Below are 19509 nucleotides of genomic sequence, written 5' to 3'. Positions count from 1 at the left end.
GAAGCAGGGGCTCACCATGTTCTGCTCATATCGTCTTTTCCGCTCGCACCCAGGGAAACGCAACAGAAACAACGACGTCCCACAATAGGCGGCGCAAAGTAAAGCATGGACACGGGACAGGGTAGCTGATGGAATCGGAGCGAAAGAGGGAAGGCATACGCCTGGTTGTCGCTGAAGATCGCCCCTTCATCCGCCCCCTCCTCACGGCGGGGGACCAGCCGGAGGAAGGCTACGTCGTCATAACGACCGCGCGCACGGGAGAAGGCGCGCTTGAGATCGCCCGCGAGCTCGCGCCTGACTGCCTGGTGATCGACGCCTCCCTACCCGACACGGCCCGGGTGCTTCGCGTAGCAGAGAGGCAGCCGATCTGCGCCCTGGTCGTCGTGTGCTCCCCATCAGCCTCCTCCGCCGCCGGCAAACAGGGCTCGCTTGTGGAGCTCGCCCGCCAAGGAGCGATCGTCTACAGCAGCCCCGCGCCCGCCAGCCAAGACCTCATCTACGCCATCGAGGCTGCCTGCGGCTGCTTCAAACGCGAGCGCGCGCTCCACGAACGCATCCAGCAGCTGGAAGAACGCATGGAGACGCTTCGCCTCACCGACCGAGCGAAGTCGCTTCTCATGCAGCAGGGCCTCACCGAGGAGGAGGCCTTCTCCCTCCTCCAGAAGACCGCGATGAACACGCGCCGACCCCTGCGAGCCGTGGCGGAGGCCATCATCCTGACTCCGCCACAGCCGTAGGGCCGGCCGCTGCCCGGCCCTCCTCTGGCCGCCCATCCCCGCATGACCCTGCCGGGACGGGGTTTACAGAGCCTCGTCGCCCCGCTCGTTCGTGCGGATCCTCACCGCATCCTGAATGTTCTTGACGAACACCTTCCCATCCCCGAAGGTTGCGTTTCCCATATCGGCAACCGCCTCGTCGATGATCGCATCGACGAGCTCGTCGCGCACCACCGTGCGCACCGACACCTTCGGCAGCATATTCACCCCCCGGTCGTCATCCCGGGTGTACACCTGGCGAAACCCCTGCTGGTGCCCGTACCCGAAGCCCTGAGTCACGAAGATTCCACTTTTGGAGTGAGCCAGCAGTATCCGCTTGACTCGCTCCAGCTTATCGCCGTTCACGATGAACTCTATCTCCTTCATGGGCAGATCCTTTCCATTCTCGCGTTTGACCGAACGCCATCCGACGCTACCCGAAGAGCTTGAGGTAGCGATCCACCAGCTCCATCGTGCCATCCATGTAGCCGTCCATGTAGCCCTGCACGGGCGTGGAGTCCTGATGACTGCCCATCCACGCCAGCATCTGGATGCGGCGTTGCAGGATGAACGTGTCGATCTCGGAGAAATCGGTGTCAGTGAACGGGAGTACCTTGCGATAGCCGTCAAGCCACGCGTTCACGAGATCGGGCACGTCTTCGCGCTCCTCGATGAAAGTGAGCGCCCCAGCCAAGTCGTGCAGATGCCAGCCGAAGCCGAAGTCGTCGAAGTCGATCACCTTGATCTGGTCTCCCTCGACGATGATGTTCGTGTCGCGCAGGTCCGCATGGATCACGCCGTAGTTCTGGTCGTTCTTACCATACCGCTCAAGCCGTCGCTTGATGATGGCACAGCACTGGGCGATCTTCGCCTCCTGCTCGCTGGTCAGCTCAGGGTAGTCGCGCCAGTTGCCCCAGAGGCCCTCCTCCCCGATCATGTTCTCGTAATCCCAGTGGGCGCGCTTGATGTCCTTCGTGCCGTTCCAGATCTCAGTTTGGCGGTGAAGGTAGGCCGTCGTCTCGCCCAGCGTGCGGAAATGGGCGGGGGCCGCCTCGGGGGAGTTGTCGTTCTCCAGCGTCGCGCCCGACAGGAACTCCGTGGCCATGCAATAGTACACCGCCCCATCGGCCTCAACCATCTGGATATACGACCCGTCGCTCGCTGCAAGGGGATTCGCCACCTTCAGCGGCGTATAGTCGTTGATCTGACGCAGCCAGTCGATCTCGCTCTGGTATTCCTCGAGGGTGTGGTAGCCGGGACGGCCCACGCGCAACACGCACAGGCTCTCGCCGGTCTGCGGGTCGTAGATCAGGTAGGTCGCGTTTTCCGAGAAGGCCAGCAGCTTCGCCTCGGATCGCTCAAAGGGGTAGCGTTTCGCCGCCGTGCGCGCCACCTCTAGAAATAGTTCGGGATTCTCGAAGTTGTTTGCCATCGAGACCGACTCCTCTCTCTTCCTTATCGTGCTTTCAATGGATTGCCGATGCCACGGCGGGGCTGACCGCCTCCGACAGCCGCAAGCGACGGGCCGAGCGAGGATCAGCCCTCCTCGACGGCCGAGAGCGACGCGTCGAGCGCTTCGATGAAAAACCACAGGTCATCCTCGCCGAATACGAGCGGCGGCCGGATCTTCAGGACGTTGCCGTAGGCGCCGCACAGCGAGATGAGTACACGGTTCTCCCGCAGCACCTCGATGAGCTTCACGGCAGTCTCGCGGTCCGCCTCGGTGGTGCCGGGCCGCACGATGTCCACGCCCAGGAACAGCCCCGCGCCACGCACGTCACCCAGACAGCGATGGTCGCCCGCCAGCTGCCGCACCGCGGCAAGCAGCCGGTCGCCCATGACGCGAACATGGTCGAGCATGGCAAAGTCCTCGATATAGCGGAGCACCGCCTGGGCTGCCGCCATGGCGACCGGGTTGCCGGCAAAGGTGTTGAAGTAGGGCGCGCTCTTCGCGAACGCATCGAGCACGTCTTCGCGAATGGCCATGGCAGAGCAAGCGATGCCGTTGGCCATGGGCTTTCCCATCGTGACGACATCAGGTGTGACACCGTGCCTACCGAAGCCCCAGAACGCCTCACCGGTCCGGCAGAAGCCCGGCTGCACCTCATCGGCGATGTAGAGGCCGCCCTCCTCGTGGACCAGGTCGACCACCGGCTGTAAGAAGCCCGGCTTGCCGGGAATCACGCCGTCGGAGGAGAAGATGCTGTCAAACAGCACACCCGCGAACTTGATGCCGTGGCGACGCATGTCGGCAATCTGCTCGCGAATGCGGGCGCACATCCAATCGCCGATGTCCTCCGTGCCGAGGCGATAGGTGTCGGGGGTGGGGATCATACGCATGGTGGGGCTCATCGCGACCTCATTGCCGATGGAAGGCGAGAGCCCGGAGATCAGCGCGGTGTTACCGTGGTACGCCTCAGCCGTCACGATAATGCCCTCGCCGCCCGTGTAGCTTTGGACGCAGCGCACCGCCAGGTCGTTTGCCTCCGAACCCGAGCACATGAACATGATGCGGTCGATCCCATCGGGCAGGGTCTTAAGCAGCCTCTCCGCGTAATCGAGTATGTTCTCGTGCACGTAGCGCGTATGGGTGTTGATGAGCTGCAGCTGATCGGTGACCGCCCTGGTCACGTAGGGGTTGCTGTGCCCCATGGAGGGGATGTTATTGTACATGTCGAGGTACTCGGTGCCATCCGCGTCAAAGAGGCGGCAGCCTTCCCCGCGCACCAGGTGCAAGGGCTTCTGGTAGAACAGTCGGTAACATGACCCCAACGCCTTTCGTCGCTCGACGAGGTCGCGCAGGGTACCGTCGAGCTCATCGACACGCCGCATGTCGAAGCTGTTCGACTCCAAGATGCCCACGTTGCTCTCGGCCGATTCCATGGATCTTCTCCTCACCTTCGTTTCTTTCACGGTGCGCAGCAACCCCTCGCAGGGCAGTTCTGCGAATTCACGCACGGCACGGTGCGCCGCAAGCCTCAGTTCCTCGAACGTGCCCGCCTCGTCGGTGTCGTAGATGCCCACCGTGGAGTAGCCCGCCTCGTCCATCGCACGGATCGCGTAGACGGAGTCGTCGATGCCCCAGATGGCATCGGGGGAAGCCCCGAGACGGTCTGCCAGCCGCAGGAAGAAGCGGGGGTCGCGCTTCGACGCCCCCTCGTCCTCAGCCGACACGACGAGGTCGAACAGGTCGAGCATTCCCGCCCGCTCCAATCCTGCTTCTAGGAAAACCCGCGGGCTCGATGAGGCCACCGCGAGGAGGAGCCCCCGGCTGCGAAGCGCAAGAGCCAGGTCAGAGGCCCCTGCACGGGCCGCCACGCGCTCACGATAGCCGGCCAGGAGAAGCGCGAACGCGTCGGCGAACAACTCGTCGCGACTCTTCCCCACCCCATAGCGGTCGTGGAAGAAGGCGACCGTCTGCGAGAGCGTGTTGGCGTTCAGCTGCTCGACCTGCTGTGGGTCGAGGCGGATTCCAGCCCGCCGAGCGAGGCCGGACTCCATGGCATGCCATACGTCCATTGAGCGCAGGAGCGTCCCATCGCAGTCGAACACCACCGCCTTGGTCGCGCCCATGGCCTACTTCAGCTCCGACTCGGCCGCCTGGAGGGCGGCGAACTCCTCCTCGGGGGCGTTGCCCACTAGGTGCTTTCGGGAGTACAGGAAGAAGTACGCCATGAGCACCACCATGACAACCAGGGTGCAGCCCGCTGCGAAGCTGTCCACGACGAAGGTGGAGACGATGGCCACCAGCGAGAGAGCGAAGGAAATGCCCGTCAGGACAACGCCGCCCGGGGCGACGAAGCCGCGTTCCATGTTCGGCTCCTTCTTGCGCAGGATGATATGAGAGAGGTTCATCATGGCGTAGGACACGCACGCCGCGAAGACGGCCATGTTCAACAGGATATCGCCATGGCCCACGAACGCCGCGAGGATAAAGCCGATGGAGCCGAGAACCAGAAGCGCGATGTAGGGGGTCTTGCGGGAGCCGGTGATGGAGAGGAACTTGGGCAGGTAGCCGGCCCGGGAGAGGGCGAACGCCTGGCGCGAGCCGCTGAACACGGTGGAAAAGAACGACGCCACCAGCCCCGCGAGGCCAACGTAGTTCACGAACACCGCTAGGGAGCCCTCGCCCACCTCGTTGAGAGCGTCTACGAGTGGCGCCCCAGCCTCTCCGGCGAAGAGCGCCCCGGCGCCCCCGGCGGTAAGGACGACGACGAGCGCACCGGTCAGCATGAGCACGCCGATGGCGCCCAGGATGCCGCGCGGCAGATCCCTCTTCGGGTTGGCCGACTCCTCGGCAGCGAGCGGAACGCCCTCGATGGCCAGGAATAGCCACACGCCAAACGGCAGCGCGGCGAGCACCCCCTCGAAGCCGAAGGGAAGCCACACCGAGTTACCAGCGGTGGGGGCGATGTCGAAGAGGTTCGCTGCCTCGAAATGAGGCGCCATGCCCACAAAGAAGGCGACGAGCGCAACCATGGCGATGGCCGTGATGCCGAACACGATCTTCAGCGCCTCGCCAGCGCCAAGAAGGTGGATGCCCACGAACACGATAAAGAAGAAGGCGATGATGGCCTCAGCGGGGACGCCCGGCAGCAGGTTCAGCGCCTGCACGTAGGAGGCGATGAAAGTGGAGATCGCCGCAGGGCAGATGGTGTATTCGATCAGGATAGCGAAGCCCGTCAGCGCGCCGCCGACCCGGCCCATGGCACGACGGGCAAACCCGTAGCCGGCTCCCGCCGTGGGCATGGCCGAGGACATCTCAGCCAAGCCGAGCACCATGAACAGGTACATCGCGCCCATCACGACGAAGGCGATGACCATTCCGAGCCAGCCGCCATGGGCGATGCCGAAGTTCCAACCCGAGAAGTCGCCAGAGACGACGTAGGCAATGCCCAGGCTCATGAGCAAAACCCAGCTCACCGCGCCCTTTTTCAAGGAGCGCCTTTCGAAATATTCCCTCGATTCGGTTTTGACGCCGTTCAACACGGCGACATCAGATGGAGGCGTCATGAGATTCTCACTCTCTTTTCATCTTTCGGCTTGAGATTGCAGACCTACGGCCCCGAGGCCGCTCTGTCTGCGCCCTCCAGGGAAACAGTTCGCCTTTGAATCTGTTTGGAACGCCATCACCTGTCAGCACGGGCCCCATTGCCCCCTCGCAGGTAACGCCGATATGAAAAGGAAGCGCGCCATTGAGCCTCCGTAAGGCCATGATAGTAGCCCGCCGGAAAATGTCAGCACCGCCTCGCGGGGTTTTACAAGCTGGCAATACAATAGAAAACGCCAGGAACGATTCCGGCGTTTCAGACGGCTCATCGGCCAGACAGCGCTGCTACGACAACGGGCTGCGGCTGGTCAGCAACAGCCCTGTCAGGAAACACAGGGGACAGTTCTGTGCGAAACACACAGAACTGTCCCCTGTGTTTCTGCCCTGTGTTTCTATCCCCTGTGTTTCCCCTGCCCCCTGTGTTTCCCCTGTGTTAGCGTATTATCTTGCGAGCAGGAGGCGGGCATGAGCGAAGGCACAGGGGCGGCATCATGAAAAGAGTGCTCATCGTCGAGGACGAGCGCGAGCTGGCGCAGCTCATGGGCCGCGCGTTCGAGGCGGACGGCATCGCGGCCGTTATCGCCAGCAGCGCCGAGGAGGCGTACGACCTTCTGACCAGCGCCGTATTCGACTGCCTGATGGTGGACGTGAACCTCCCGGGCGACGACGGCTACGCCCTCTGCCGCAACCTGCGCGAGCGCAGCGGGGTGCCCGTGGTGTTCGCCTCGGCGCGCATCGAGCCCGACGCGCGCATCCGCGCCCTGGAGGAAGGGGGCGACGCCTACCTCTCCAAGCCGTTCAGCCTGCGGGAAATGCTTGCCCAGGCGAAGGCGCTCATGATGCGGCCCGAGCGGAAGACCGGCGCCGACGAGGCCGTGCTCTCCGCCGGCCCGTTTCAGCTTGACGGCAGGGCCAAGACCATCCGGAAGGACGGGCAACTGATCGCCCTGTCGCCCCGGGAATTCCAGCTCGCGTCGGCCCTCATGGGCAATGCCGGCCAGAGCCTCAGCCGCGACGCCCTTCTGGCGAAAGTCTGGGGCGCCTTTGCCGAAGTGGAGCCGCAGACGGTCTCCGTCCACATGAGCTGGCTTCGTGCCAAACTCGAGGATGACCCGGCTCACCCCATTTACTTCACGACCGTTCGCGGCGAGGGCTACCGCTTCGATCTTCCCGAGGGCAATCGCTGATGGCGAAGCAGGGAGAACGCCTGACGAAGCGGCTTGCCGGCGCGGCCCTCGCCTCCGCGCTTGCCGTCATTGTTGCGGCCGCCTCTGGCATCGCGGTTGTCACCAACGGCGGCGAGGATGCGCTGCGAAGTCAAGTGGTCGAGCTCAACGACGCCCGGCAGGAAATCGCGGAAACTGCGCCCGACGGCCGCAACGGCTCCCTGCAGGTGGCCGATCAAGCGCTCGCAGGCGCCCAGGATGCGTTGCGGGATGCCGCCGAATCCCGCAACGACGCGGCGGCCGGCGCCGTGGCGCTCACCGCGCTCGTCTCCGTTGCGGCCCTCGCGTTTTTGGCCATCTACCTGCACCGCGCGGTGGCGCGGCCCTTCACGCGGCTGGAGGGCTTCGCCGAGGAGGTCGCGTCCGGCAACCTCGACGCGCCGCTCGCCTACGAGCGATCCAACCCCTTCGGCAAGTTCACCTGGGCGTTCGACCACCTTCGCAAGGAACTCGACCGCGCCCGGAAGGACGAGGAACGCGCGAGGGAAGACCACAAGGCCGCGCTCGCCTCGCTCTCCCACGACCTGCGCACCCCGCTCGCGTCCCTCAGGGCCTATGCCGAGGCCCTGGACATGGGGCTGGTGAACTCGGAGGAGGAGCGAGCGGAATACGAGCGCGCCATCATCCGAAAATGCGACGAGGCCTCATCTTTAGTGGAGGACCTGTTCCAGCATGCGCTCTCGGACATGGATCGCATCGCGGTGGCCTGCGAGCCCGTGCAGGCGGCCCCCATCGTGAGGCGCTGCGCCAGCGACTCGTCCGGCCTGGCCCGGATTTCCTGCGTGCGCGTGGACGATGCCCGCGTGGAAGCCGACGAGGCGCGGCTCGCCCAGGCCATCGGCAACCTCATCGGCAACGCCATCAAGTACGCGCGCGGTTCGGCCATCGACATCCAGGCCACGGCCGAGAACGGGCTGTACACGATAGCGGTGCGCGATTACGGGCCGGGCATTCCGCCTGAGGACCTGCCGTTTGCCACCGAGCGCTTCTATCGGGGCGCGAACACGTCGGACAAGCCGGGTTCGGGGCTGGGGCTCTACATCTCGTCCTATCTGGCAGAACGCATGGGCGGCCGCCTGCACCTAGCCAATGCCCACCCGGGGCTCAAGGCCACCATAGAGCTTCCCCTCCTGCCCTGAGCCACAACCCCTGCGGCCTTAATGATTCCTTAAGGGCCGTCTTTCTATGATGGGGCCGACGGCGCACAAGGGAAAGGACCAACCATGCGCGAAACCATACTCTCGACGCGAAAACTGTCGAAGACCTACGTTGCAGACGGCGTGCAGGCCCACGTCCTGGGAAGCGTCGGCCTCGATCTTTACCAGGGGGATTTCACCTCGATTATGGGCCCTTCGGGCTCGGGAAAATCCACGCTGCTCTACTGCCTCTCGGGCATGGATGCCCCCACTTCAGGCGAGGTCATCTTCGAAGGCGAGGACATCGCCCGCCTTGGGCAGGGCCGGCTCTCCGAGCTGAGGGCGCAGCGCTTCGGGTTCGTCTTTCAGGCGGCGAACCTCGTGAGCAACCTCACCCTGTATGAGAACATCGCCGTGCCCGGCTATCTGAAGCGGGGGCGCAGCGCTTCCGAGACGAAGCGCGCCACCGATGAGCTGGTTGCGCGCATGGGGCTGGCGCAAGTTGCCTCGCACCTTCCCAGCCAAGCGTCCGGCGGCCAGAAGCAGCGCTGCGCCGTGGCCCGCGCAGTGGTGAACGAGCCGGCGATCGTGTTCGCCGACGAGCCCACCGGCGCGCTCAACCGCGCGAACAGCCTGGAGGTGCTCGACCTTCTGGGCGAACTCAACCGCGACGGCATCAGCATCCTCATGGTGACCCACGACGTGCGCAGCGCCATCCGCGGCAACCGCGTGCTCTACTTCGAGGACGGCGCCATCCGCGGCGAGCTGGAGCTGGCCCCCTGGGACCCGGCGCTCTCCGGCGACGAAGCCTACGTTCGCGAGCGCGAGGCCATGGCAAGCGCCTGGCTTGCCTCGCTTTCCTGGTAGGGGGTGCGCCATGGAACCGTTGCGCACGCTTGTGCTCGCAGGGTTGCGGAAGGACAAAGGGACGTTCGTCGGCCTCGCACTGCTCTTGTTCCTTGCCGCCTTCGCGCTGACGCTGACCACCAGCCTCTTCGCCGACCTCTCCAATCGCGAGGAGGCCTTGCTCGACCAGATTGCAGCGGGGGATGTTTTCGCCAATGACCTGGTCTCGAACCTCACCGACGAGGATATTCGCGAGATAGAGGCATTGCCCGAAGTGCAGGACGTGAAGGTGACGGAGGCCTTCACGGCTCCGACCCGTGTCGAGGGCGCTCAAGGAAACGAGATAGTCAAAAGCTCGCCGCCATCGGTGAACGTCTACGAAGCTTGGGGCTCATCCCTTGAATTCAATGTCATCACCGACGATCTCTCGTCGTATCACCGCGATCGAAAGGGGCCGGCGGATGGCGAGGCCTACGTTCGCGTTGCGGAGCGCACCCTGCACAATATGCAGGTAGGCGATTTCATCGTACTTGACATCGGCGGGCGAGAGACCTCTCTGCGCGTCGCGGGATTCTACGAAGATCCGCAGTTCGGGACGCCTTTCATGGGGACGAAGCGCTACCTGCTGTCTTCCGGCACCTTCGAGGAGCTGTTGGCGGAGGTTGAGGAGACGGGCGTATCCGGCGCCGGCGTCTCCGGCGGTGCCGTGGCCATGGAGAAGGAGGCGTACCCCATCAGGGAGATCAACGTGATGCTGACATCCGAGGCGCGCTCCCAGGGAATCGACGGGCATGACCTGACGCAGTTGATCGACGACGGGACTTCATGGGGCGCATCCGCGCATACGATGTTTTCCCGGCAGACTCTCGCTGGCTATGGTCTTCTGGTCGTGCAGGTCATCACCGCAGTGCTCGCCGTGTTCTCGCTGATCCTGTTCGTGGTGGCCCTCATCCTGTGCCTGCACACGGCGTCCTCAAGCATACAGAGCGGATATGCCGACTGGGGCGTCCTGAAAGGCGTGGGGCTTCCGCGTAATGCGCTCCGTAGGGTCCTGGTCATGCAGTATGCGCTTGCCGCGCTCATTGGCCTCGCGCTCGGCTTCGTCGCGGGCTGCCTTTTAGAGCCGTTCTTCTGGCCGACATTCTTGCTCATCACGGGAATTCTCGTGGTCGAGGCACCTTTCCCCTGGGCGGCCATTTGCTGTTGTTTCGCCCTGTTGGCGGCCCTCGTGGTATGCGTTGCCGCAATGACCCGCAAGATAGGGCGCATCACGCCCTTGGCGGCGCTCCGGCAAGGCGACGGCGACATTCGCTTTTCGCCACGCGGAGCGAGTGCGATATCGGGCAGCTGCTTGAGGGCATCGCTGGCATGGCGCGCAATCGTATCTGAGAAGGGGCGCTATGCGGGCATCGGCATCTGCTCGCTGCTGCTGTGCGCCTTCGTCACGCTGTGCTTTGGGATCGGCGGCGCAGTTGCCGGCGATGACGCGGTGTACAAGGCTTTCGGCGTGTGGAAGAGCGACGGCTCGGTTCGCTTCGACGAGCAGGAAGTGAGCCTTGACGAGGTGCGTGAAACCATAGAGGGCATCTCTCCCATAACGCGCGAGTGGGAAGAGAGCGCAGCGATTCTCAATTTGAGCGGCGAGGCCTGCACCTTCGTCGGGCTTTCCGATACGGGCGTTCTGGAAGAGGCGTCCATCGTCTCGGGGCGCGCGCCAAAGCACGCCAACGAGGCGCTCGTAGGATTGAGCCTTGCCCGCGCCAAGGGGCTTTCGGTGGGCGATGAGCTGCAGGTGGAGAAGGGCGACGGCGAGGAGCGAACCTACATCGTGAGCGGTTTGCTGTCATCGGTGTTCAATGGGGGCAATGGCGTCGTCCTCACCCATGAGGGATTTCAGGAGCTGGTGGAGTTGGGGGCGGACGCCATGGACGTTTCGCGCCAATACCAGCTGGCCGATCCCGACAAGGCCGAAGAAGCGGTAGAGGCGCTTGCAAGCCGGTTCGGGGACAGCGTTGACACCGAACTGACCGGACTGTTCGGGTCGAGCACGAACATGCTTTTGCTCTGCAGGGACATGCTGACGATCATGGGCTATGTCATGTCCGCATTTGCGATGGGCCTTGCCTGCGTTGCCGTGATGCTGATAAGCAGGAGAACGCTCCTCTCCGAGCGCCGTGATATGGGCGTCTATCGCGCCATGGGATTCACGGTGGCCTCATTGCGCGCCTCGTTCGCGCTGCGCTTTCTCGGCGTGTCGGCGGTAGGTGCCCTGGCGGGGTCGGCTCTTACGATGGCAGCTGGGGGCGCTCTGATCAGCTCGCTGTTCGGCCTGTTCGGCGTCGGCGCGTTCAGCCTCGCGCTGCCCGCCTGGGAGGCGCTTGCCGTCAGCGCGGCCTTCTCCCTCGTCTTCGCCCTTTCAGCCTTCGGGATGTCGGGGAGAATCAAGGACGTGAGCGTCCGCGAGCTCGTTGTGGAGTAGCGCCCACCGGCCGTGCGGGCGCGGAGGCTTCCATGTGGTCACGGCCTCAAAGCCAATGCTCCTCGCCATAGGTCGCTAATCGAGATCGTAATGGGCCAGAACGTATTGATCGAAGAACGGCAAGAGCAAGCGCACGTAGCCGCGTTCCTCCCCCGAGATGATGCCCTTGCGGATGAGACGCTGGCGGTAAGGGTTGAACTCGTTGGTGCTCAAGCCCAGCAGTTCGCGTATCTCGCCGATGCGCCCGGACTTCACCTGGGCGATACCGTGAAGGACCTCGCGATCTTTACGCGAAAGCTCGGACCACACCTTGTCGTAGGCATACTCGTCGAGATACTGACGCGCAAGCTGCTGAGCAACCCGGGCATCATCGGCGTTTTCCCAGGCGAAATAGCCGAGCACCTGAAACGCAAAGGAGTACCCCTTCGTCAGCTTCGCAAGAGCCATTCCCTCCTGTTCGTCCAGCCCAAGAACAGCCTGGTAGTCTTCGGCAATGGTTCCGATATTCAAGGGGCCGAGGTGGATTTTGGGCGCACGATAGAGGAAGGTCAGGCTCTTCTCATCCTGAAGAGCGCTCACGTTCTCGTACAGCCCCGTCATGAGAAGATAGACAGGGAGATCTTGGCGGAGAAAAATCTGGAAGGCGGCGGCGAACGCCCTCATCTGAGGAGTGCTGGTAACCTCGTCAACGCTGATCAGCAGGCGTTTGCCCTTCTTTTTCAGGCTGAGCAGCATCTTCTGGAGGGCTGTCTCTATCTCGGTGATGGGGGCGGCACCCTTGACCTCCAGGCCAAACCCGAAGAACGAGAGGTTGATCTCGGCCGACTGAAAAAGGCGCGCAAGCTCGTTTTCGCTGGACAGCTTCGCAGCAAGACTGGTCAGCAAGTCTCTCTCGGGGTTAAGCTCGACGCTTATCCAATCCTTCTGTGAGGCGATTTTTCGAGCGGTCTCGGTCATGAATACCGTCTTGCCCGACCCGCGGATGCCGGTGACCATGTACGCTTGCTGCGTGCTTGGCTCACCGAGGAAGGCGTCGATGACCTGCTGCGACTGAGCTGCTCGCGCGATGAGCTGAGTGGGCTCCTTGCCGAATGTCAGGGTGTAAGGATTTTGCTTTCCCACAGCGCCTCCTCAAGTTTTACTGTTCTCTGAAGTTTTTACTGTCGTTTACTGTTTCTCATATTTTTTACTGTCGTTTACTGTCTTGTCAAGAAGGAGGCGAGGCAGGGAGCCGGCGGCACACACCAGACGCGGGCATTCAGGAGGCATCATTGAATCTTGGCCCGGAAGCGCTGTACAGTTACCGGAGGCCCACAGCTTCCACCAAGTTGCCGGGAGCTATCCCCCGACATCCTCTTCGATAGAGGAAAAGCGAGAGAGGCGACGCCGAGCAAAGGAGCGACCCCATGAACGTGAAAAGCGAGCTTACGAGGCTGGTCGGCGACGGTGCCGATGTGCGGCTGAACGACGTGGACGTGAGGCCGGATGACGTCAAGGTCATCCTCATCAACGAGGTCGTGCCAGCCGACCCGGCGCAGGACTTCTACGGATCGCCAGATGCCGAGTACCTCAAGACGGCCCTTCCCCTGCTCCGCGAGGCCGGCGCGGACATCGGGAGCATCTACGACGCCCTGGACCGGGGGATCTACGTCACGAACGCCGTGAAGACGCCCAAGGTTGGCTACGCCGTGGAGAAGGGCGCCCTGGAGGACAGCCTGCCCTACCTCGAGGCGGAGCTCGCCCTCTTCCCCAACGTCAAGGTGGTCATGCTCATGGGAGACGTGGCAAAGAAGGCGTTCAATATGATCGCGAAGAAGGCGACCGGAAGAAACGCCGTGCCCGCAGGCTCGACGTACAAGCTGCGCGCGGGCGAGTTCTTCCACGAGGGGGCGAGGGTCATGCCCTCCTACATCATCACCGGCGGCAACCTCGCCATCGAGAAGTCGAAGTCGACGATGATCGTCGAAGACCTGGCCGCCATGCTCGCGCTCATCTAGCGCAGGGGGGGGCGGCCCGCACAGCCTCGCCCCCCCCGAGGATGGCCCCCCTTTCGCGCTAGGCCTCGGCGGAGTTGGCGGCGGCCATGGCGCCGGCGGCCATGGCGTTGGCGGCCTGGGGCGCGAGCCAGCCGTCCGGCAACGCGGCATCGCCATGACATTCGCCGCATTTGTTGACCGAGCGACTGTGGGCCTTGTGACAGTCGCCGCACGCTATCTCCCCGTGGGCGAACGAGTGCGGGTTGCGCGGGCCGAGATCGGCCGTGGCCGCCTCAAGCTCCTCCTGCGTCAGGTCATGGCAATCCCCGTTCATGCAGAAATCGTTGCCCTCCGCGCCGCGGGCCTCAGTCAGCTGGCTGAGCGAACGGGTGCTGAGGATGGCCTGGCCCTTGAGGTTGTCCCCGGCGACCTCATAGTCGCCGGCCACCCAGGCCAGCCCCTCGCCTATCTGCTCGCTCAGGGTCGGCACATGGCAGCCCATGCAGGTGGTGCCCGCCTGAACCTGGTGCTGGTAGGCGGTCATGCTGGCGCGGTCGGCCTCCTGGACCTCCATTCCGTACTTGTCCGTCTCGCCCGTCGCGTAGCTGTCGTAGTAGGCGTCCATGGGGGTATGGCACAGGGCTGCGCAGAAGCTCGGCTGCTCGTGCCACACGAACAGGCCCACGGCCGCGACAACCACAACGGCCGCCACGACGCCGGCCACGACGGTGCCCTTGCGCCCCTTCCGCGCAGGCCGGGGAGTATTCTGAGTTTCCATTCTGATGTCCTTCCTCTGCGCGGCTTACTGGTGCGCGACGGTTTTTCCCGCAAGGCGGCCGAACGTGATGGTGCGTCCGCAGGCGACACCCGGCAGGAGCTCCGGATAGTTGTTCGCGAAGAAGCCGCCCGAGTCGTTGCCCACAGCGTAGAGCCCGGGGATGGGGTCGTGGTCGGCGTCTAGCACCTGCAGATCCGTGTTGACGCGCAGGCCGTCCAAGGTGCACAGCAGCTGCCCTCCGATGGTGGCCGCCTGGTAGGGCGGGGTGTCGAGGGCGATCATCCGGTAGCTCTCCTTGCCGAAGTCCTCGTCATCACCCTTGGCGCACAGCTCGTTGTAGCGCTTGACCGTCTGGACGAAGGCATCGGCCGGGATCTGCAGCTTCTCGGCGAGCTCCTCCAGCGTGTCGGCCTCCACCACCACGCCGGCAGGCTTGAGGACACCCTCGATCATGCCCATCTCCGCCTCGGGAGTGAAGATCTGGGCCTTGCCGCCCGTGGGGCTCGGAATGATGCGCGAGCAGGCCAGGGTGTGGAACTGGGCCACGTGGTCGAGCCAGTTGGCGTCCCAGATCTGACAGTAGACGCCGTCGCGCTCCAGGGTTCCCGCGGCGTAGATGAAGTCGTAGGGGGTGCTCTCGTTGCAGAAACGCTCGCCGTCCTTGTTCACCTTGAGGAAGGGCTGGCTGCCGATGTGGGTCATGAAGCCGAGGCCGTCGTAGGCGCAGCCGCCCTTGGTCCCCGCGGGCACGCCACCGCGGTCGAAGACCATCACGGTGGGCTGCTCGTCCTTGGCGGCTCCCGCCCAGAGCGCCGCCTTGATGCCGTCGCCTAAGTTGCTGGGGCCAGGGGACTGCATCGCGACGCAGTGATCGACGGCCAGCTTGTTGAGGGACTCCATCATCTCCCGGTTGCCGCAGTAGCCGCCGGTGGCCAGGATGACCCCCTTCGTGGCCTCGAACAGCATCAGCCCGTCGGGGCCCTCGGCGTAAACGCCGGTCACGCGGCCGGACTCATCCTGGGCGAGCTGGATCATCTCGGTCCACGTCCGCACGTCCACGCCCAGGTCCTCGATCTCGGCGGCCACGAAGTCGAGGGAGCGCAGCCGCTCCTCGTCGCTCTGGACGTTGTGCTGGATGGCGAACGTCTTGTAGATGCCGTGGTCGCCCTCGCCGATGTCGGTCTCGAAGAACACATACGCGTTCGGGTCGTGGGACCGCACCACATCCTCGAGCCAGTCCACCGTCTCGCCGGAATGGTCGGCCCACAGGCGGATGAGCCGCTGGTCGCAGCGGTGGGAGGCGTACATGCAGAGGGTCTCGATGATCTCGTGCTTGTCGATCTCCACCCCTGCGTCCTTCTGGAGCCTCGAGCCCACGGCCCCGATCCACTCGCGGCAGTTGACCCCTATCTCGCCCGCCTTCTCCAAGAGCGCAACCGAGGCGCCCTCCTCAGCGGCGGCCGCGGCCGCGAACATGCCCCCGTTGCCTCCGCCGACGACCACGACGTCCGCGGTGACGGTGCTGACCACGTCACGCGGGGATATCTCCCGCGGAGCGCCGAGCCAATCCGGGGCTGCGGATGCCGCCTCTGCGGCCACGGCCGCTTGGGTACGCGGCGCGCAGCCTCCCAGACCTGCCATGGCAGTGCCGGCAGCCGCCAAGGCGCCTAACCCGAGAAATCCCCTCCTGCTTATTAGCCCGCTTGTTCCCATCGATCTTCCTCCTTCAGAACAATCGGCTGACGATTCCCCTCAAGGATGGCCCGATCGGCGCCTCCGCACATCACGGCGCAACGGGGATTTCCCCGGAAGCGGCGGCCCTGCCGGCATCCCCATAAAAGGGGGATGCGGGGGCGGGGGCCTTCTTATATGATGGCTGAGCGGGTAAAACGCCCGCGTAGGCAAGGAACGGGGGTGGCCATGGAACCGGACGACGAGTCCTATTCTCCAAGCGGGTTTGACTGGGGGCTGATAGCCTCGGCCGCGCTGACGGGCTCCTACTTCCTGGCCGTCCTGGTGCTGGGGACGCTGCCTGAAGCCAGCTCCGGGAGGCTCATCGCATCCACGGCCGCGCTGGCGGCAGGCGCGGGCCTGGGCCTGGCATCGTTTCCCCTCACGCTGCGCCTCCTGGCCGAGCGCCCGGGAACGCGGGGGCGCCCGTCATCGTGGATGGGATGGGTTGCCGCCGTGGGGCAGTCGGCAAGCGCCGTCGGGATGTTCCTGGCGCCCGATGGGCTGGCCCCGCTGGCGCAGGGAGCCAGCCTGCTGTTCGTGACGTGGGCGCTGGCGGCCGCGGGCTGCCGGTTCGCGGAGCTGCCCCTGCGGAGGCGCATCGTGGACACTGCCGCCTCCACGAGTCTGGCTTGCCTGGCGACGACCGTCTTGGTCCTGTTCGGGCCGCCGGCTGCCTACGCGGCCATGAGCGTCATGCCCTTCGTAGCCGCGACCTGTGGCGCGCGCGGCCGATCCGACCCGCCGACGGAGGGCGACGACGCCCTCACCGGCGAAGCGCCTGGGATGCCCACCGCGGCCACGTCAGGCGGGCGCGCCGCCTTCGCCCCGTTCTTCATTCTGGCCGTCCTCTTCTACAGCGCCGCATGGGCCCTGGGAGCCTCCTTCGCCGAAGGGGACTCCCCCTTCATGGAGATGGCGGGGCTTGCGGGAGCCGTGGCGGCCATCGGCCTCCTGAGCCTGCAGAAGGCGCGGACGGGATTCGTTCAGGACGCGAACAGCGCCTACATGCCCGCTCCCCTCTCCATAGCCGCCGGCTTCCTTGCCCTGGCGCTGGGAGGACAGCCATGGACCCCGGTCGCATCGGCGCTCCTGGGCGCCGGCTACGGGCTGTTCTTCGTGTACTTCTGGATCGTGGTGGGCAATCACGTGCAGAAGTTCGAGTGGAGCCCCGCCGACGCCCTGGCCAAGGGACTCGCGCCGCTGGTCGCGGGGCTGGCGGCCGGGCTCTGCCTCACAGCCGCGGCGGAGGCGACTGACCTGGGGACGGGGACGGTCTCGACCATCGGGATGTTCCTCGTCTCCCTCGGGCTCTGGACCACCACCCGGGGGAAGGTCTACGCCAACGAGCCCGGCGAGGCCGCCAGCGTGTTCGAGGCCGCACCGCCGGCGCTCCCCGAATGCGAGCCGGCCGCGAAAGACCCGGTGGACGCCCTCGCCGACGCCTGCGGCCTCTCCAAGCGGGAGACCGAGATAACGCGTCTCATCGCCAAGGGCCGTAACGTGCCGTTCATCTGCGACGAGCTGTTCATCGCCAAGAGCACCGTCCAGACGCACATCAAGCACATCTACGCCAAGACGGGCGCCTCGACGCGCCAGGAGCTGATCGACCTGCTGGAGAGGGGCAGCCAGTAGCAGGCGGGCAGAATCGCTAGGCGATCTCCTTGAGGGGACGCGCGGGGGTGCCGCCGACCACGGTCAGGGCGGGCACGTCCCTCGTGACGACGGCGCCGGCCGCCACCACCGCGCCGCGGCCGATGGTCACGCCGGGCAGGACGATGGCACCCGATCCGACCCACACGTCCTCCTCCAGGCGGATGGGCGCCGGCTCAAGGCTCGCGCGCCGCGCGGGGTCGAGCAGGTGGTTCAGCGTCGCCAGCACCACGTTATGCCCGATGAGCGCACGATCGCCCAGGTAGATGCCGCCCTGGTCTTGGAACTTGCAGCCGCTGTTGATGAACACGTCCCGGCCCCCGTGGATGTTCTTGCCGCAGTCGGCGTTGACGGCGGGAACAGCCCGAATCCCTCCGGTGCCGGCCGACCCGTGAGCTCGGCGAAGAGCGCGGCCAGTTCCTCCGGCGTGCGGTACCCCGTGTTCATGGCGGCGCAGATGCGGATGGCCTCCTGGCTGACCTGGTGCATGATCCCGTGAAGGCGCGACCCGCCTTCCACGGCCTCGCCCGCGTTCAGATGCCCTAGAAGCTCCTCGAGCCCCGTCGCTTCCATCACGTCCATCACCCGGGACGACCTCGCCGGCAGGCCCCTCATCCTCCCCTACCGGGCGGCGCGCAGCAGCGACCTCATGTCCTGGTTCGGATCAGACGGGGGGGGCGACCTGGACGTGGCGGCGACCTACGACCTGGCCTACAACGCCTCGCAGTTTGCGAAGGAGGGCGTCGGCCTGACCGTCGCCCTCGACGGCATCGTGGACGCCGGCCCCGGGACAGACCTCGTCTTCCGACCCCTCTCCCCCACGCTCGAGACGAGCCTGTTCGTCGTGTGGCGGCAAGCACCAGAGGCTCCCCCGAGCCGCCCAAGCCCTCGTCGACGCCCTAAGGGAGGACGCGACGCCCGAGGCATGAGCCGAGGCCGCGGCCCCACCGACCCCGCCCGACAGCGCAGCCCGGTGTAGAATGATCGAAAGCAACGCAGCCGAGTTGAGAGCAGGGCGACGATGGGTCAGAGGCTCCATACCGAGGAATGGCGAGCCATTCCCTCCACCGGACGCGACATCCGCCTGCTGGTCATGCGGCCGACGGTGAGCGCCCGTCCACCCGAGCGGACGCCTGGCATCCTGTGGATTCATGGCGGCGGCCACGTGTTCGGCCTGTACCGCGCCATCATGCTGGCGCGGGCCCGCAGCCTGGTGGACAAGTTCGGCGCCGTCGTGGTGGCGCCCGAGCACCGTTGCGCGCTGGAGAGCCCCTTCCCCGCCGACCTCGAGGACTGCTACGCGGCGCTGCTCTACCTGAAGGCCCACGCCGAGGATCTGGGCCTCAACGACTCCCAGATCATGGTGGGCGGGGAGAGCGCGGGCGGCGGCCTGACGGTGGCCACCTGCCTGCTCGCCCGCGACCTCGGCGAGGTCAGCATCGCCTTCCAGATGCCCCTGTACCCCATGCTCGACGACAAGGACACCCCCTCGTCCCGCAACAACCACGCGCCGGTGTGGAACACGTGGTCGAACCACCGTGCCTGGCGCCTATACCTGCGCGGCATCCGCCCCGCGCCCGCTCCCGCCTACGCCGCCCCGGCACGGGCGACCGACTACGCGGGGCTCCCGCCTGCCTACACCTGTGTCGGCGACATCGAGCCGTTCTACTGCGAGACGCTGGACTACGTCGAGAACCTCCGCCGCGCGGGCGTCGAGGCCCACCTGGACGTGTATCCGCGATGGTTCCACGCCTACGACATGCTGCTGCCGTTCACGCCCAAGGCGAAGCTAGCCATCGCCCGCTTCGAGGAACGCTACCGCTACGCCGCCGACCACTACCTCGCTCCCCAGAGGAGCTAGCACGCCCCTCCATCAGGG

Annotated in this window: 16 protein-coding genes and 1 pseudogene; 9 read left to right on the top strand and 8 right to left on the bottom strand. The window is 65.2% G+C overall.

Annotation, left to right across the window (positions count from 1 at the left end; all coding sequences use genetic code 11):
• Window positions 1–128: 128 nt before the first annotated feature.
• The gene (locus D1643_RS01605; RefSeq protein ID WP_160707943.1) at window positions 129–737 is read left to right on the top strand and encodes an ANTAR domain-containing response regulator; all 609 of its coding nucleotides are present in this window, start codon (window positions 129–131) and stop codon (window positions 735–737) included.
• A 63-nt stretch (window positions 738–800) separates the two neighbouring features.
• On the opposite strand, the gene D1643_RS01600 is transcribed toward D1643_RS01605, so the two are convergent.
• The 4 genes from D1643_RS01600 to eat form a co-directional block, all read right to left on the bottom strand.
• Entirely contained in the window at window positions 801–1142 is a 342-nt protein-coding gene (locus D1643_RS01600; RefSeq protein ID WP_160707941.1) for a P-II family nitrogen regulator, read from the bottom strand.
• Between the two features lie 46 nt (window positions 1143–1188).
• Window positions 1189–2187 carry a phosphotransferase enzyme family protein gene (locus D1643_RS01595; RefSeq protein ID WP_160707939.1) on the bottom strand — a complete coding sequence of 333 codons (999 nt, stop codon included), beginning with the start codon at window positions 2185–2187 and terminating at the stop codon, window positions 1189–1191.
• A gap of 104 nt (window positions 2188–2291) precedes the next feature.
• The gene (locus D1643_RS01590) at window positions 2292–4328 is read right to left on the bottom strand and encodes an aminotransferase class III-fold pyridoxal phosphate-dependent enzyme (protein ID WP_160707937.1); all 2037 of its coding nucleotides are present in this window, start codon (window positions 4326–4328) and stop codon (window positions 2292–2294) included.
• Between the two features lie 3 nt (window positions 4329–4331).
• Window positions 4332–5693: an ethanolamine permease gene (gene eat / locus D1643_RS01585; RefSeq protein WP_201750901.1), complete on the bottom strand. Its 1362-nt coding sequence runs from the start codon at window positions 5691–5693 to the stop codon at window positions 4332–4334.
• A gap of 603 nt (window positions 5694–6296) precedes the next feature.
• Here eat and D1643_RS01580 point away from each other — a divergent pair.
• The 4 genes from D1643_RS01580 to D1643_RS01565 all read left to right on the top strand — a co-directional run bounded on the left by D1643_RS01580 (window position 6297) and on the right by D1643_RS01565 (window position 11492).
• On the top strand, window positions 6297–6992 hold the full coding sequence (locus D1643_RS01580; protein WP_160707933.1) for a response regulator transcription factor: 696 nt from the start codon (window positions 6297–6299) through the stop codon (window positions 6990–6992).
• Window positions 6992–8170 (top strand): HAMP domain-containing sensor histidine kinase, encoded by a 1179-nt coding sequence (locus D1643_RS01575; RefSeq protein ID WP_160707931.1) that lies wholly within the window; start codon window positions 6992–6994, stop codon window positions 8168–8170. The genes D1643_RS01580 and D1643_RS01575 overlap by 1 nt, the downstream gene beginning before the upstream one ends.
• Window positions 8171–8254: 84 nt before the next feature.
• Window positions 8255–9034, top strand: a complete 780-nt coding sequence (locus D1643_RS01570; protein ID WP_160707929.1) for an ABC transporter ATP-binding protein — start codon at window positions 8255–8257, stop codon at window positions 9032–9034.
• Between the two features lie 10 nt (window positions 9035–9044).
• On the top strand, window positions 9045–11492 hold the full coding sequence (locus D1643_RS01565; protein ID WP_160707927.1) for an FtsX-like permease family protein: 2448 nt from the start codon (window positions 9045–9047) through the stop codon (window positions 11490–11492).
• A 75-nt stretch (window positions 11493–11567) separates the two neighbouring features.
• On the opposite strand, the gene D1643_RS01560 is transcribed toward D1643_RS01565, so the two are convergent.
• A complete protein-coding gene (locus D1643_RS01560; RefSeq protein WP_160707925.1) occupies window positions 11568–12614 on the bottom strand; it encodes an ATP-binding protein in 1047 nt (348 codons plus the stop codon).
• Window positions 12615–12898: 284 nt separating this feature from the next.
• Between D1643_RS01560 and D1643_RS01555 the strand changes: the two genes are divergently transcribed.
• The gene (locus tag D1643_RS01555) at window positions 12899–13489 is read left to right on the top strand and encodes a uracil-DNA glycosylase family protein (protein WP_160707923.1); all 591 of its coding nucleotides are present in this window, start codon (window positions 12899–12901) and stop codon (window positions 13487–13489) included.
• 58 nt (window positions 13490–13547) lie between these two features.
• Here the strand turns inward: D1643_RS01555 and D1643_RS01550 are convergent, their stop codons facing one another.
• Both D1643_RS01550 and D1643_RS01545 read right to left on the bottom strand, forming a co-directional pair.
• A complete protein-coding gene (locus D1643_RS01550) occupies window positions 13548–14246 on the bottom strand; it encodes a cytochrome c3 family protein (RefSeq protein ID WP_160707921.1) in 699 nt (232 codons plus the stop codon).
• 24 nt (window positions 14247–14270) lie between these two features.
• A complete protein-coding gene (locus D1643_RS01545; protein ID WP_201750900.1) occupies window positions 14271–15887 on the bottom strand; it encodes an FAD-dependent oxidoreductase in 1617 nt (538 codons plus the stop codon).
• Between the two features lie 279 nt (window positions 15888–16166).
• Between D1643_RS01545 and D1643_RS01540 the strand changes: the two genes are divergently transcribed.
• Window positions 16167–17612, top strand: a complete 1446-nt coding sequence (locus D1643_RS01540; protein ID WP_236643293.1) for a helix-turn-helix transcriptional regulator — start codon at window positions 16167–16169, stop codon at window positions 17610–17612.
• A gap of 16 nt (window positions 17613–17628) precedes the next feature.
• Here D1643_RS01540 and D1643_RS12195 read toward each other — a convergent pair whose 3' ends face one another.
• Window positions 17629–17940, bottom strand: coding sequence for a DapH/DapD/GlmU-related protein (locus D1643_RS12195; RefSeq protein ID WP_201750899.1), 312 nt, complete (start codon window positions 17938–17940; stop codon window positions 17629–17631).
• Window positions 17941–18195: 255 nt separating this feature from the next.
• On the opposite strand from D1643_RS12195, the pseudogene D1643_RS01530 reads away from it, so the two are divergent.
• Both D1643_RS01530 and D1643_RS01525 read left to right on the top strand, forming a co-directional pair.
• Window positions 18196–18609, top strand: a pseudogene (locus tag D1643_RS01530) (LysR substrate-binding domain-containing protein); the annotation flags it as partial.
• A 42-nt stretch (window positions 18610–18651) separates the two neighbouring features.
• Window positions 18652–19491 (top strand): alpha/beta hydrolase, encoded by an 840-nt coding sequence (locus tag D1643_RS01525; protein ID WP_160707915.1) that lies wholly within the window; start codon window positions 18652–18654, stop codon window positions 19489–19491.
• The last annotated feature ends 18 nt before the right edge of the window (window positions 19492–19509 follow it).

The sequence above is a fragment of the Enterorhabdus sp. P55 genome, assembly GCF_009911695.1.
GTDB lineage: Bacteria > Actinomycetota > Coriobacteriia > Coriobacteriales > Eggerthellaceae > Enterorhabdus.
Note: the sequence above shows the minus strand (reverse complement) of the source record. Positions and strands in the feature narration are given on the sequence as shown.

Bases quoted from the DNA above. Each gene is read 5' to 3' on its own strand.
- D1643_RS01605 (WP_160707943.1), top strand. From the start codon at position 129: ATGGAATCGGAGCGAAAGAGGGAAGGCATACGCCTGGTTGTCGCTGAA.
- D1643_RS01600 (WP_160707941.1), bottom strand. From the start codon at position 1,142: ATGAAGGAGATAGAGTTCATCGTGAACGGCGATAAGCTGGAGCGAGTC.
- D1643_RS01595 (WP_160707939.1), bottom strand. From the start codon at position 2,187: ATGGCAAACAACTTCGAGAATCCCGAACTATTTCTAGAGGTGGCGCGC.
- D1643_RS01590 (WP_160707937.1), bottom strand. From the start codon at position 4,328: ATGGGCGCGACCAAGGCGGTGGTGTTCGACTGCGATGGGACGCTCCTG.
- D1643_RS01580 (WP_160707933.1), top strand. From the start codon at position 6,297: ATGAAAAGAGTGCTCATCGTCGAGGACGAGCGCGAGCTGGCGCAGCTC.
- D1643_RS01575 (WP_160707931.1), top strand. From the start codon at position 6,992: ATGGCGAAGCAGGGAGAACGCCTGACGAAGCGGCTTGCCGGCGCGGCC.
- D1643_RS01570 (WP_160707929.1), top strand. From the start codon at position 8,255: ATGCGCGAAACCATACTCTCGACGCGAAAACTGTCGAAGACCTACGTT.
- D1643_RS01565 (WP_160707927.1), top strand. From the start codon at position 9,045: ATGGAACCGTTGCGCACGCTTGTGCTCGCAGGGTTGCGGAAGGACAAA.
- D1643_RS01555 (WP_160707923.1), top strand. From the start codon at position 12,899: ATGAACGTGAAAAGCGAGCTTACGAGGCTGGTCGGCGACGGTGCCGAT.
- D1643_RS01550 (WP_160707921.1), bottom strand. From the start codon at position 14,246: ATGGAAACTCAGAATACTCCCCGGCCTGCGCGGAAGGGGCGCAAGGGC.
- D1643_RS01545 (WP_201750900.1), bottom strand. From the start codon at position 15,887: ATGGCAGGTCTGGGAGGCTGCGCGCCGCGTACCCAAGCGGCCGTGGCC.
- D1643_RS01540 (WP_236643293.1), top strand. From the start codon at position 16,167: ATGGAACCGGACGACGAGTCCTATTCTCCAAGCGGGTTTGACTGGGGG.
- D1643_RS01525 (WP_160707915.1), top strand. From the start codon at position 18,652: ATGGGTCAGAGGCTCCATACCGAGGAATGGCGAGCCATTCCCTCCACC.